We start from the raw sequence: 13,112 nt of genomic DNA, 5'->3' as shown, positions 1-13,112 counted from the left end.
GTATTCTCCGGGTTTATGGCCTCTTGTAAAGAACAATTACAGGTTGAAAACCCCAATCAGCCTTCCTCTCCGGCGTTAAAAACGGAAACCGGTTTGGTATCCTTCGGTGAAGGTTTTTACATCACGGGTTTTAAGGATGTAAAATATTACGATGGCGTTCCGGGCTATTTCTGGTCGGGTACTATTGGTAATCACGAATTGATGGGTGACGTTATCGGAACAGACATTGCCAACGTCTTTATCAATCAGATCGGTTGCCCCAACCAGGTTACGCTCGATGACGGTTCGGTGCTGGCAAATCCAAACTCGCCGAGCAAACAGATTGATTTCATTCGGATTACGGCGAACGTTAACTCGACGGGTTTTCAGAACTCGACCTACTACGAGTGGGCGTATATGTATAACATGAACAATGCAGCCAATACGCTGCTGGCTAACGTAGACGGAGTAACGTTCACTGGCGAAGCTGAAACTAAAAAAGGTGTATTGAAAGCCTGGGCTTACTGGTGGAAAGGGTATGCTTATTCACACATTGGTTCGATGTACTACGCCGGTATTATTAATGATAAAGCGAACGGGGAAGCACTGAACGGTACAAATGGAAACTACGTCACCAAGGAAGCAATCATTGCCGAAGCCACTAAAAACTTTGATGCAGCGGCTAAAATTCTCGGCGGGCTAACGGCTTCTGCAGATTATACAGCTACCATGCAGGGTCTGATTCCGAACTTTAACCGAGTAGGTAAAGGTGGCGTTTTAACCCCTGCCATGTGGATTCGGAACATCAACACGATGAAAGCCCGAAATATCCTGGTAAACACTCGTGTTAGCGCGATGACTGCTGCACAATGGGGAGAAATTCTGACGTTGACCAATGCCGGTATCCTGTCTTCTGATTTCGTCTTCACAGGTCGTTCGAACACAAACGGTGACTTCCTGTCGCCAACAACCGGAACAGTTTCCGGGAAAACTACGGGTGCCAACAACACCTTCAAAATTTCGGAGCGTCTGATTCAGGATTTCAAAACGGGCGACCTGCGCTTGTCGAACAATTTCCAGCAAAGAGCTTCAGCTTACATTGGTGAAACGTCGCGCGGCAATTCATTCTTCACTCGTTGGAACCTGATCAACCGGGGAGCTACTGGTTCAGAAGGAAGTGCTTCAGTTATTGCGTTCTCGAATACCAATGCTGGTGGGTATGAATTATTCCTGGCCAGTTCGTATGAGGAGAATCAGCTTATGAAAGCAGAAGCCTCTATCTACACGGGCAAAATTGAAGATGGCCTTGCCTTGATTGATGAAGTTCGTAAGTCGCAAGGTGCTGGTCTGGCGGCAGTTGCTGGAACCGGACTGACATTGGATGCGGCAAAAGAGGAATTGCGTCGCGAACGCCGGATTGGCTTATTGTTCCGTGGATTACCGTTTTACGACGCTCGTCGTTGGGGCCTGCTCGAAACCGGACGTACCAATGCAGTAGCACTAAGCCGAACAGGCGTTGTTAGCACAAAAGCAACCATTACCTACGGTTATCTGGATTACTGGGATGTACCCGATAACGAAATCGCTTACAATCCACCTGTAAGTGGTAGTGCTCCAACCAAAAATCCGAAGCAATAACAACCTGAATTGAAAAGTAAACTCCCGGAATTAGTAGCTAGCCTACCAATCCGGGAGTTTTTTTATTACGCAATATTCTCATAATCAAATACTAAGAAATAGATCAGAAACCTCAACTTGAGAAACCGCGCTGACAGTCGTACCTTTGTATTTCCCAAACAACCCAGGCTGGCTTATCGCGTCTGAGCAATCAGATGAGGAAAGTCCGGGCAGCATAGAGCACCCTACTTCCTAACGGGAAGGCGGACAACTGGGAACGGTAGTTCGACAGACAGGGCAACAGAAAATATACCGCCATATCTTAATGGCGAATGAGTGAATGAGTGAATACCATCCGGCAGAAAGCCTGCGCCAGCTATTCGCTCATTCACTCATTCACTCATTAATCTTGGTAAGGGCGAACCGGTGGGGTAAGAGCCTACCGCCCAATGGGTGACCAACGGGGCACGGTAACCCTTAGGGGCTGAAAGACCAAATAAGCATCGGATGTGCGGCTGCTCGTCGCCAGTGGTTTCGGACCCAGCCGATGCGGGTAGGTCGAACGAGGTGTCGGGTGACCGGCATCCCAGATAAATGATAAGCCATTTCGCAACTGCGGAAGGACAGAACCCGGCTTATAGGTCTGGGTTGAATGGGAATTTTAAGAAGTAGTTCTTGTTAGGCGCTAAGCGAAACGGCTTTTGTGGTAGCCACCCGAATACCATGTTTGGTAAGCGTTTCAACTTTTCGGGGATTATCCGTTAGCATACAAATCGACTTTACGCCTAACTCCTTTAAAATTTCGGCAGCACTTGCATAGTTTCGGGCATCTCGCTGAAAGCCGACGGCTTCATACGCATCAGCCTGCGCCAGGCCAACTCGCTTATATTCAACACTTTTCAAGAGCGCAAAGTGGCCATTCCCTTTTCCTTCCTGATCCAACCAGATAACAATGCCTTTCCCTGCCTTTTGTATCAGTTGTTGAGATATTTCCATCTGTTCCCGACAATCACACTCAATGCTATTAAATACATGACCAAACAGGCAGGATGAATGCACCCGGCACAACACATTTTCTTCGTCGGAGACATCTCCCATCACAAGAGCAATCGATTCTTTTTGTCCATCGTAGAAGAGAATTTCATGGAATTCTCCAAATTTTGTTTTCAGGTCACCTTCAGCAAGTTTGACAATCATGAGTTTTTTCAATCAACAGTATACCTAAAACTGATTACGAACAAGTGAAGATAATAGTTGCAAGGTTATTGAATTACAAGCCATTTCACATACCGCCCGATAGTATTCCTATCCAGAGACAGGCCAAAAGACGATCGAAAAGTGCGTCCATTGCGTTATTTCCATAAATTCGAGTAGGAAAAAGTTGTACGATGAGAATTCTGATTATTGAAGATGAAGTCAAAACCATTCAAAGCATTAAACAGGGCCTTGAGGAACATCAATGGGAAGTGGATATAGCCTATGATGGGGCAATGGGCTTTCAATTAGCGACTCGATTTCCTTACGCACTAATCATTTCCGATATTATTTTACCGGGTATGAATGGGCTGGAACTCTGCCGAAAACTACGGGAATCCAATATTTCTACGCCAATTTTAATGTTAACGGCACTTAGCACTACCGATGACAAAATCACTGGACTCGATGCAGGTGCCGATGATTATTTAGTAAAACCGTTTGAATTTCGAGAATTAATGGCGCGGGTTAGAGCCTTAACTCGCCGAAATACCGGAATAATACAATCTGCTAATCTGCTGAAAATTGCTGACCTGGAGTTGAATCTGGATACGAAACAGGTAGTTCGGGCTGGCAAGGAAATTACGCTCACTGCTAAAGAATTTCAATTGCTTGAATATTTTTTACGCCATCAGGGGCGTGTCATTTCTAAAGTTGAGCTGGCAGAAAAACTATGGGACCTAACGTTTGATACCGGCACCAATGTGATTGAGGTATACATCAATTTTCTACGGAAGAAGATCGATAAAGATTTTGACCCTAAATTACTCCATACGCAGATTGGAATGGGTTACGTTGTAAAGCTACCGTCGTAATGATCAATATTCGCACCCGTCTTACGTATCAATTCAGTATTCTCGTAACCCTAATATTACTTTTCTTTTCGTTCGGCGTTTACTTTTTCAGTAGGCTTTATCTCGAAAAACGATTCTTCAAACGCCTTCAGGATCGGGCAATTACGACGACAACGCTCCTTTTTGATTTACAACAAACTGACACGAACGTATTACGGCTCATCGACGCGGCTGATAAAGAGCCATTGCTGAACGAGAACATTTCCGTTTACAATGAAAAAACTAAATCGTTCCTGTTTTCGGCGAATCCGGCCAATACTCAATTTCACGAGCAACTCATACCGCGACTCGACTCGACCTACCAAACCTTATTCCTGAAAAAGGAAGCCTATCAGATCGTAGCCATTCATCTGACCCGAAAAAACGGCAGCAATTGGGTGATTGTCAGCGGAATTGATCAGGTAAGTCAGGACGCCCTCGACGACCTGAAGAAAATTCTTATCGTCATGATTCTAGCTGCCATTTTGTTAGTTGGTATTTCGGGCTGGCTGTTTGCCGATCGTGCACTTGCGCCAATGTCCGGTATTATTCAGCAGGTCAACACGATTTTCCCGGCTAATGTAAAAAGACGGGTTGAGCACCCGAATCATTCCGACGAGATTGGTTTACTGGTTGCTACTTTTAATCAGTTGCTCGACCGGATCGAACAGGCGCTGAATACCCAGAAAATGTTTATTGCGAACATTTCGCATGAGTTAAAAAACCCCCTCACCAAGATTAATTCTCAGATCGATGTTGCTCTGATTCAGAAACGAAACCCAGACGTTTACGTACGAACCTTACAATCTCTTCAGGAAGATACCCGTTCACTGACCCAACTGACAAATACGTTATTAGAACTCGCCAATACGTCGATTCACGCAACGAATATGCCCTTCGAGCCGGTTCGGATGGATGAACTGCTTTGGGAATCGAAAACCCAGTTGCAGGAATGGCATGAGGATTATCAAATTCAGTTAGCATTCCCGGACTTTCCGGAGGATGAAGATGCGCTGATTGTCAATGGAAACAGAGCTTCACTCAACATATTGCTCATGAATCTGATGGATAATGCCTGCAAGTTTTCACCGAGCAATACTGCTATAGTTACCTTTCAATCACATCAGAGAACAATTACGATAAGCGTTTTTAACGAAGGGGCTCAAATTCCACCGTCCGATTTACCGCATATTTTTCAGCCGTTTTTTCGGAGTAATGCAACGGCGCAGTCAAGTAAAGGTCATGGCGTTGGACTAGCCGTTGTTTCGCAGGTTACGCAGATTCATCAGGGTACTATTACAGCGAAATCGACCTCGCAAGGAACCACATTTACTCTTTCTCTAATCAGTATCGCCCAATTTTAAGGTAAATTTAAAGTGAGATTAAGTCCTGATTAAGGTCGGTTTTGTTGCTTTGCAAAGTAACAATAGAGTCAGGATATGGAGGCTGAAGCAACAACAACGAATAAGCAGGGCGCACTGAATATGACCATTGGAGCCTTGGTCGGTATTCTGGCTCTGCTGGCCTATTTATTTGTTGGCTCACGAAACGAAACGCTTGAAGTTCAGAAACTACTCACCACGAAAGTAGAGCAATTTGCGGCTACGCAGTTTAAGCTTGATTCTATTTCAAAAGTACTGGATGACAAAATTGTTGAAGTTCGTCAACTAGGCGGAAGTGTTACCGAATTAGAACGAATTAAACGACAATTGGAAGTCGACAAGAAACGTCTCAAATCTGACCTTACCTTTTCTCTTCAGCAATACACGCTAAAAATCAAAGATTACAAAAATTTCCTGACACAGAATGAGGCCGATATTCGGCAGTTGAAAAACGAAAACGGCTCCCTGATGACCAAAACGCAGGCGCTTGAGAAGGAAAAACAAACCATTCTGAATGAGAATGAAGGGCTCAAACAAGAAAAAGAAGCCTTAGCCCAAACGGTTGTCGATTACTCCATCCAAAATGCCGATTTGAAAAATAAAGTGACATTGGCATCAGCTTTAAAAGCAGTCAATGTTGACGTGAATGCAGTAGCGTCAAACGGACGCGAGCGTCGTGGTGGAACCTACAAATCGTCGCGCATTGATCGGTTAAAAATAACCTTTATTCTCCCCTCAAATCCGGTTGCGGTCAAGAATAACAAAGAAATTTTCGTACGCCTTCTCGACAGTAATGGAGCCGTAGTAAACGAAAGTGCGCTTGGCGGAATTTTGCTATTTGAAGGGCATGAACTTGGCTACAGCTTACGCCAAACGGTTCTGTTTGAAAACAACGATCAGCGGGTTGACATCAATTTTCGCCGGGAAACACCCTACAAACCAGGCACATACATAGTGGAATTATACTCGGAAGGATTCCGGATAGGCGATGGTCATTTCGAAGTAAAATAATTCGATTGTCAATTACTTTACGAGTTAGTATTTCCTCAACATTCACCTATGAGAACTATTCTGCACTATATCAGGTATGTAATTGCCTTTCTACAACCAATTAGGAAAACTCTCATCACCACTGGGCAAGTTTTACTCCAAAAATACCGTCGGTTTCCTCTTGCCTACACAGTACTTGGCTATCTGTTTTTTACGATGGCTTTTTGCTATTATCCTGTCGTAGATCATTGGCTAACCGGGTTCATCATGATGAGCCTACCACTGGCAATCCTTTGCGGCTTCATCGCCTGTATTTACCTCTTTTACAGAGATCAAAAAGCGGTTGCTATGGCTGGGCTAGTTTGGGTTTTATTCTCATTTGTGGTCGTCAAAAGGTTAGTGGGTATTCAGCCTAACGATCCCGATTTGAGTCAAACACAGACACTCAACGTATTAAGTTTCAACAGCGAAACATTCCCAACAACCGCTTATGGCTTTGATATCTCGACACTCAACGCCGACATTGCCTGTTTTCAGGAATATTCTCCGAATTCACATATTGAAAGTCAATACGCGGCCAAAATAGAAAAACTGACTTGCTTTGATAAAGACCGTGAAATTGGGTTGGCTTTGTTTTCTAAGTACCCAATCGTAGCCCAATACGGTCGAATCTGGAACAGAGCCCAGGGGCCCGAAATTAACGGATTTGTTTGCGCCGACATAGCTTATGGAACCGATACAATTCGGGTCGTAAACATCCATTTATGGTCGATGGGCGTTCGAACGGACCAAGCCATTAACGCTTTAAAACAAGGCCATATTTGGAAATTCTCAACTGAGCTTTTCGATACTATTTCTCGATTGAAAGAAGGCTTTGAGCATCGGAACGCTCAACTTCAGGAAATCGAGTCTTATACAGCCGGGAGTCGATATCCAGTTATTATTTGTGGCGATTTTAACGAAACGCCAATGGGATATTCGTACGGGAAACTAAGTCAGAATTTCAAAAATGCATTCGAAGAAGCGGGTAAGGGGCTTGGATTTACACTAAATCGCCACCCCTACTGTGTGCGGATCGATCAGCAGTTTGTTAGCTCCGATTGGCATATTAAAACCTATCAAACCTTATCAGGCGTCTCTTTTTCAGATCATTTTCCAGTTATGGCTCAATACGTTTTGAAAAAATCGTTACTAGCCTCCACTCAAATGCTGGCAAAGACAAATTCATTAGCATCGTCGAAAGTGATCAATTAAGGTTATTTATGTAATTATAAATCGTATCCCACGAATCAATTGTCCATTTTTTTCGTACCTTTGCGGCCACGTTTTACAAGGGAGATGCGTCTCCCATCAAAACCATACAAGCACAAATGGCTGTTAAAATTCGTTTAGCGCGTCGTGGACGCAAAAAAATGGCGATGTATGACATCGTAATAGCAGAGTCAACCTCTCCTCGCGATGGCCGATTTATCGAAAAAATTGGTACATACAATCCCAACACCGACCCATCGACGGTCGTATTAAAGTCGGACCGAGCTGTTTACTGGCTCATGGTAGGCGCTCAGCCAACCGACACGGCTCGTTCGGTATTGTCGCACGAAGGTGTCATGTATCGGAAGCACCTGCAGGTAGGCGTTAACAAAGGCGCTATTACGCAGGAACAAGCTGATGAGAAATTCTCTACCTGGTCAGAAGATAAGCAGAACCGCAAAGCGGGCGCTGCTGACACCAAAACTCAGACGAAAGAGCAAGCTCGTGCTGCTCGTCTGGAAGCTGAGAAGAAAGTAAATGAAGCTCGCGCTGAAGCAATTGCGAAGAAAAACAAAGTAGAAGAGCCCCCTGTTGCTGAAGCTCCTGCGGCTGAAGAAGCCCCAGCCGAAGAAACACCTGCTACGGAAGAAACTCCAGCGGCTGAATAGTTCAGCAAACTACCGGCGATCTGGAAAATTGATTTGTAAAGAGCCTGTTCGTCATTGAACGGGCTCATTTTATTTACAACTTACGATATGACAAAAGACGATTGCTATCAACTGGGTCACCTGACAAAGACGCACGGTGTGCAAGGTGAACTCGTTCTTTTTTTAGATGTCGATAATGCTGACGAATACGCCGGTCTGGAATCGGTTTTATTGGAGGTTAAAGGCGAGTTGATTCCGTATTTTATTGAGTCTATTGCTATTGTAAGAGGTAGCCGCGCTATTATCGCTTTCGAAGATATCGACACCATCGAGCAAGCTGAGCGACTGATCGGTTGCGGTGCCTTTCTGCCCTTGGATGAACTGGAGCCCATTACTGACGAAACCCGATTTTACTTTCATGAAATTGTAGGGTATCAGGTTGTCGACGCCAATGCTGGTGAATTAGGCATTGTTCAAGGCGTATACGCAATGAATGCACAAGACCTGATTGCCATGGATTATCAGGGTAAAGAGGTTTTGATTCCCATCAATAGCGATATTGTCCGTACGGTCGATCGAACAAATCATAAACTCAATGTCGTGCTTCCAGATGGATTGTTGGAAATCTACATGGAAGACGATAAGAATGAAAAGCCCGAAATCAACGGCGACCACGACGATACCGATGAGGATTGATATTATTACCTGCCTACCAAAACTTCTGGATAGCTTCTTTGCTCACTCTATTCTTCAACGAGCGCAGCAGGGAGGTTATGTGGAAGTAGTCGTTCATGACCTGCGCGACTATACGCTCGATAAGCATCGGCGCATTGATGATTATGCCTTCGGAGGAGCCGCCGGAATGGTGATGCAGATTGAGCCGATTGCCCGTTGCATTCGGTCTTTGCAGGCAGAACGAGCTTACGACGAGGTTATTTACATGACACCCGATGGCGAACGGCTTACGCAGAAAACGGCAAACAAGCTCTCCCTGCAGCAAAATCTAATTATCCTCTGTGGGCACTACAAGGGTGTCGATGAACGCGTTCGGGAGTTATTCATTACCAAAGAAATCAGTATCGGAGACTATGTATTATCTGGTGGTGAACTGGCAGCCTGTGTACTTTCTGACGCGATCATTCGTCTGCTACCTGGCGTATTAAACGACGAAACCTCGGCCCTCACCGACTCGTTTCAGGATAATCTGTTAGCCCCCCCCGTATACACGCGCCCCGCGGAATTTGAAGGCCATCGAGTACCGGATATTTTACTATCAGGTCACGAAGCCAAGATTGATGAATGGCGCTACGAACAGGCCTTCGCTCGTACAAAAGCCAGAAGACCAGATTTGCTGGAGTAAATCACGAAGCCTTACTGTGTTAAAACGAAAAAAATCCACGTTACTTACTCCGGATGAGAGCTGACTACTTTGCAGTCGCAGCGTTTTGTGTCGGCGGGGAGCGTAACGGGTTTATCGAATCGGCCTTTAGGAGCTAACGTACGAGAGAAGGTCGTAAATTTCTCTTTTATCACCTCCCCGTCTTTATTATAGGCAATAAGTTTTACGGAAATATCCTTGTGCGAGCGGGAGGAAAAATTCTCAACCACCACATCCACAGTTGAGGTAACCAGCACGTTCTCAACATCTGAGCAATCAACGCTCAAGTCAATTGTCGATGGGGAAAAGGAAGTGTGATTTCGCTGTGAAACAAAGTAGAGAACGATACCGCCTATTACGATTACCAAGAGGAGAAGTCTTACTAACGCTTTCATTTGGGTACACCTTACTGGTTTCCGTTTTGCTTTAATTGTTCCAACTCTTTTTCTCTCCGCTTACGCTCTCGTCGTTCCTGGCGAAGTTGTTTACGGGTCTTAACGGTATCAGCGGGTGCAATTTCGTTCGTTGACGCTTCGGTTCGTTCAGGTTGGGCAGTGGGTTCTTCCTCCTTTTTCTCGTCGCTTTTCTTGCCTTTAAATAATCGACGGAAAAAATTGCCGATACCTGTTCCACTTTCCTCTTCCTCATCAATATCAGGACTATTCGGATCAGGGAACAAATTTTCAAACTGGAACATCGAATCCACCGGTGCCACTTGTTTCCGAAGGCCCTCGCGCAACCGAACGCTGTAGAATCCATACGCACCTGAATCAGGTGCGGTCAAACCACGCCGAGCCATGATCTTGCCAATGAGCCTAAAATAGCCCCGGACATTGCGTGCCTGTAGCGTTCCGTCAGGTAAAAACCAGTCGAGAGCGCGTTTGGGTCGCGGTACAACAAATGCTAAGAATATACTCTCTCCAAGATCCAGATCAGAGGGTCGTTTTCCGAAATAGTACCGAGCCGCTTCACCAATACCATAAATATTTCGCCCCCACTCGATGATGTTCAGGTAAACCTCATACATACGTTCTTTGGGGACAATGTGCTGATTCTCAATTAACCAGACAATCAGGATCTCCTCAACTTTTCGGGAGATCGTCTTATTTCGATTCAGGAACGCATTTTTTACTAACTGCATCGAAATCGTACTCGCTCCACGCTTGAATGACTTCTCCTTGAAATTAGTGGCTATCGATACGCGGAACGCTTTTTCGTTGAATCCTTTATGGGTAAAGAAATTGTAATCTTCCGAGGTCAATAATGCGTTGCGCATGTCGGGAGAAATCTGATTCAACGGCGTATAATCCGGATTATCAGGACCAACTATAATATCTCGAACTGGCTTGTCTTTCTCGTAAGGTGTGTAAATGAATGGGCGATTTATCAGACCAAAGTCGGTCTGGCCCATTTTAATTATGCGAAACCCTTCGGAAGTGAGACCCGAATTAAACTTGACTGAGTCGGGCAGGGAGGTATCGAGTTGAAAGGTTACATCGTATTTCAATTTGCCTTCAACCTGCATTCCTTCCAACGACTCAAATAATCCTTGTGGAAACGAATTAAACAATGCCTGAGCATTCATCGGACCCGTATGCAGCTGAACCTCATAGATTTTACCAGGCTGAGGAGTTTCTTCTTCATCCGACGATGTGTTGCGTGCTTGCTTGATGGTTGGCTGAACCGTTGCGTCAGAGAGTGTATATTTTAGAAATGGCCGCGCACTAACTTGCCCTAAATGAAGCGTCGATGAGCTATCAACTCCGACATAATTTTCTCCAACAAAAACGCGCGCATCCATCGCGGCTGATGGGACCAGCACATCCGTTCGGGCAATAGCCGGGTGATTAACCCGAAGATTTCGAACCGAGCCATATCCTTCCATTCGAAATTCGCCACCCGAACGATCTACTTCCCGCAACTCAGCGCGAAGGGTATCAACCTGAACTTTAAGTTTGTACTTTTTCTGGATATAGGGCAGTTCAATCGGTTTGCCATCAGCATACAAAGCCAGGTTATATTCACGATCGCCAGGGTCAGCGGTACCGGCCAAGTGCCAGGTAGCCTGATTTCCGTTCAACTTGATCGTCGATGTAACGTTTTCGTCGTCAATAACGGCGGTCTGCGTGAGCAAACTGAGCGTATCGTTATCATCCATCGCCCGAAATTCCAGATTGCTAACATTCAGATCATCAGGAATTTTGGAGAGAATGTTATCAATTAAATTCTCGGCAACTTCCGATAAATCAGTACGACGGGCTTCGCGAGGGGGTTCGTTTACAGTTGTAGAGTCGCGTTTTTTTCTAAGCAGGAAGTCAACATTCGTCAACGAATCACGCTTTACGATTTGGATTAGCCCATTTTCGAGTGTCATGCCCGAAAGGCCAACTTTACCAGCCAGCAATGGCCAAAATCGAACCGCTACTTCAACCTGCTGAATGCGGGCTAAACTATCCCGGTCTTCAGGAACGACTGAAACATCCCGAAAAGCGACCGAACTAAGGCCCGTAAAGGTGGCGGAGCCAATACGAACATCCAGCTTGTACTCCCGTTTGGCTTTCCGAATGGCCCGTTCAAGTGTGGATTGCAGAAGGCTTTCCCGTTTGAAGTAGGCAACAATCCCCCCCACACAGGCTAGCAAAAAAATACTTAATGATACCCAACCAGCAATCCGGAGGGCTTTCTGTTGACGATACGTCATACGTAAACACTATTCGCGAAGCGCAAAGATAGAAGAATTATAAGTAGGATAAGGTTCACCTGAATTCTAGCTAATTAGATTTACTACTCTTTCGGTAAAATAAGCGGGTGAAATTGAACGCCCTTTATTCGGTTAAACTCCAGCGATGGAGCCGGAATTTTGAAAAACTGGACGGTACCGATAAATCGCTGAAGAGAAGGTGAAAACGTTCCTACACGAGACAAATCGGCATCAGGCGAAATAAAGAACTGTCGATAGCGTGTAAACTTCACCTCATTTCCATTGGCATCCAACACACGAGGGTTTTCGTGGCCGCCAATCATGCCGCTACCGCTATAGCCCAGATCCAGGTTGAGCCAGCGTGGAAACCTTGGCCCCACCGGCAACACCGACGCCAGATTCACTGATAACCAATACTGTTGTCCATTGTAATCCTTCAGCATTTGCTGACCTGTTGTTTTACCAAGCAGATTCGGTCGGTACGGCGGAAAAATGGTTTTACGAAATCCATATTTAAGGCTAACAACCTGTTGACTAGCGCCATACTGCTGCCCCATAAAGAGAGCCGTTCCGGCTACATTGGCCACCATGTCTCCTTTCGAAAAACCCCATCCTTCTGCATGTCCGTCGTATACTTCAAGGGTAGTTTGAAACAATAGCGCCAGTAAACCGCCCGTTAGGATGCTCGCTTTTTCGTTAACGCCACTCCACCGCATCAGCTCATAGCCTCCCCGACTCATGCAATAGGCCGTTGCCGCGTGGCCCACTTTATCCATCTGAAGCCACTCAGCATTATCGTTAAAGCTATGAAACGGTACTTTTTTCTTATACCACTGCTTTCGAAGCATTAATAAGGTAACGGTATAAAATGCGGCTGTACCCACCAAAACGCCAATAAATCGCCCTTGATTAATCCCCCCATGATCGGCTACGACAGGCGTTGGTGGCAGAGGTTGTGCCTGCCCCGCTTGCCAAAGCATAAGCCAACATAATACAACCCAACCCGTACGCCGAATCTGATTTTTCATTCGCCAAAAGTACCCAGAAAATCATTTCACTAACGACGTCCATGCAGGATCA

At 45.4% G+C, this 13,112-nt stretch carries 12 protein-coding genes and 1 other RNA gene; 9 read left to right on the top strand and 4 right to left on the bottom strand.

Annotated elements, in window-relative coordinates; translation table 11 throughout:
• Positions 1-15 precede the first annotated feature (15 nt).
• Together ACYVE4_RS26345 and rnpB are read left to right on the top strand one after the other, a co-directional pair.
• On the top strand, positions 16-1,617 hold the full coding sequence (locus ACYVE4_RS26345) for a RagB/SusD family nutrient uptake outer membrane protein (RefSeq protein ID WP_461043279.1): 1,602 nt from the start codon (positions 16-18) through the stop codon (positions 1,615-1,617).
• A gap of 160 nt (positions 1,618-1,777) precedes the next feature.
• An RNA gene (gene rnpB / locus ACYVE4_RS26340) (RNase P RNA component class A) lies at positions 1,778-2,250 on the top strand.
• A gap of 24 nt (positions 2,251-2,274) precedes the next feature.
• Here the strand turns inward: rnpB and ACYVE4_RS26335 are convergent.
• Positions 2,275-2,793 carry a GTP cyclohydrolase gene (locus ACYVE4_RS26335; protein WP_461043278.1) on the bottom strand — a complete coding sequence of 173 codons (519 nt, stop codon included), beginning with the start codon at positions 2,791-2,793 and terminating at the stop codon, positions 2,275-2,277.
• Between the two features lie 191 nt (positions 2,794-2,984).
• Here ACYVE4_RS26335 and ACYVE4_RS26330 point away from each other — a divergent pair, with 191 nt between their 5' ends.
• The 7 genes from ACYVE4_RS26330 to trmD all read left to right on the top strand — a co-directional run bounded on the left by ACYVE4_RS26330 (position 2,985) and on the right by trmD (position 9,313).
• Positions 2,985-3,665 (top strand): response regulator transcription factor, encoded by a 681-nt coding sequence (locus ACYVE4_RS26330; RefSeq protein WP_461043277.1) that lies wholly within the window; start codon positions 2,985-2,987, stop codon positions 3,663-3,665.
• On the top strand, positions 3,665-5,047 hold the full coding sequence (locus tag ACYVE4_RS26325) for a sensor histidine kinase (protein WP_461043276.1): 1,383 nt from the start codon (positions 3,665-3,667) through the stop codon (positions 5,045-5,047). The genes ACYVE4_RS26330 and ACYVE4_RS26325 overlap by 1 nt, the downstream gene beginning before the upstream one ends.
• A gap of 75 nt (positions 5,048-5,122) precedes the next feature.
• Complete coding sequence (locus ACYVE4_RS26320; RefSeq protein ID WP_461043275.1) at positions 5,123-6,076, top strand: hypothetical protein; 954 nt, start codon at positions 5,123-5,125, stop codon at positions 6,074-6,076.
• Between the two features lie 48 nt (positions 6,077-6,124).
• Positions 6,125-7,309: an endonuclease/exonuclease/phosphatase family protein gene (locus ACYVE4_RS26315; protein ID WP_461043274.1), complete on the top strand. Its 1,185-nt coding sequence runs from the start codon at positions 6,125-6,127 to the stop codon at positions 7,307-7,309.
• Positions 7,310-7,425: 116 nt separating this feature from the next.
• Entirely contained in the window at positions 7,426-7,974 is a 549-nt protein-coding gene (locus ACYVE4_RS26310; RefSeq protein WP_461043273.1) for a 30S ribosomal protein S16, read from the top strand.
• Positions 7,975-8,061: 87 nt separating this feature from the next.
• Positions 8,062-8,649 (top strand): ribosome maturation factor RimM, encoded by a 588-nt coding sequence (rimM, locus tag ACYVE4_RS26305; protein ID WP_461043272.1) that lies wholly within the window; start codon positions 8,062-8,064, stop codon positions 8,647-8,649.
• A complete protein-coding gene (gene trmD / locus ACYVE4_RS26300; RefSeq protein ID WP_461043271.1) occupies positions 8,639-9,313 on the top strand; it encodes a tRNA (guanosine(37)-N1)-methyltransferase TrmD in 675 nt (224 codons plus the stop codon). Before rimM ends, trmD begins: the two co-directional genes overlap by 11 nt.
• Positions 9,314-9,357: 44 nt before the next feature.
• On the opposite strand, the gene ACYVE4_RS26295 is transcribed toward trmD, so the two are convergent.
• From ACYVE4_RS26295 to ACYVE4_RS26285, 3 genes are all read right to left on the bottom strand, one after another.
• Positions 9,358-9,726 carry a hypothetical protein gene (locus tag ACYVE4_RS26295; RefSeq protein ID WP_461043270.1) on the bottom strand — a complete coding sequence of 123 codons (369 nt, stop codon included), beginning with the start codon at positions 9,724-9,726 and terminating at the stop codon, positions 9,358-9,360.
• Between the two features lie 11 nt (positions 9,727-9,737).
• Positions 9,738-12,032 (bottom strand): transglycosylase domain-containing protein, encoded by a 2,295-nt coding sequence (locus ACYVE4_RS26290; protein ID WP_461043269.1) that lies wholly within the window; start codon positions 12,030-12,032, stop codon positions 9,738-9,740.
• Between the two features lie 83 nt (positions 12,033-12,115).
• Positions 12,116-13,060 (bottom strand): DUF2279 domain-containing protein, encoded by a 945-nt coding sequence (locus ACYVE4_RS26285; RefSeq protein ID WP_461043268.1) that lies wholly within the window; start codon positions 13,058-13,060, stop codon positions 12,116-12,118.
• Positions 13,061-13,112 lie beyond the last annotated feature (52 nt).

The organism is Spirosoma harenae, from assembly GCF_054776975.1.
The sequence above is the reverse complement of the archived record's forward strand: the minus strand, read 5'-3'. Positions and strand labels throughout refer to the sequence as shown.

Bases quoted from the DNA above. Each gene is read 5' to 3' on its own strand.
- ACYVE4_RS26345 (WP_461043279.1), top strand. From the start codon at position 16: ATGGCCTCTTGTAAAGAACAATTACAGGTTGAAAACCCCAATCAGCCT.
- ACYVE4_RS26335 (WP_461043278.1), bottom strand. From the start codon at position 2,793: ATGATTGTCAAACTTGCTGAAGGTGACCTGAAAACAAAATTTGGAGAA.
- ACYVE4_RS26330 (WP_461043277.1), top strand. From the start codon at position 2,985: ATGAGAATTCTGATTATTGAAGATGAAGTCAAAACCATTCAAAGCATT.
- ACYVE4_RS26325 (WP_461043276.1), top strand. From the start codon at position 3,665: ATGATCAATATTCGCACCCGTCTTACGTATCAATTCAGTATTCTCGTA.
- ACYVE4_RS26320 (WP_461043275.1), top strand. From the start codon at position 5,123: ATGGAGGCTGAAGCAACAACAACGAATAAGCAGGGCGCACTGAATATG.
- ACYVE4_RS26315 (WP_461043274.1), top strand. From the start codon at position 6,125: ATGAGAACTATTCTGCACTATATCAGGTATGTAATTGCCTTTCTACAA.
- ACYVE4_RS26310 (WP_461043273.1), top strand. From the start codon at position 7,426: ATGGCTGTTAAAATTCGTTTAGCGCGTCGTGGACGCAAAAAAATGGCG.
- rimM (WP_461043272.1), top strand. From the start codon at position 8,062: ATGACAAAAGACGATTGCTATCAACTGGGTCACCTGACAAAGACGCAC.
- trmD (WP_461043271.1), top strand. From the start codon at position 8,639: ATGAGGATTGATATTATTACCTGCCTACCAAAACTTCTGGATAGCTTC.
- ACYVE4_RS26295 (WP_461043270.1), bottom strand. From the start codon at position 9,726: ATGAAAGCGTTAGTAAGACTTCTCCTCTTGGTAATCGTAATAGGCGGT.
- ACYVE4_RS26290 (WP_461043269.1), bottom strand. From the start codon at position 12,032: ATGACGTATCGTCAACAGAAAGCCCTCCGGATTGCTGGTTGGGTATCA.
- ACYVE4_RS26285 (WP_461043268.1), bottom strand. From the start codon at position 13,060: ATGAAAAATCAGATTCGGCGTACGGGTTGGGTTGTATTATGTTGGCTT.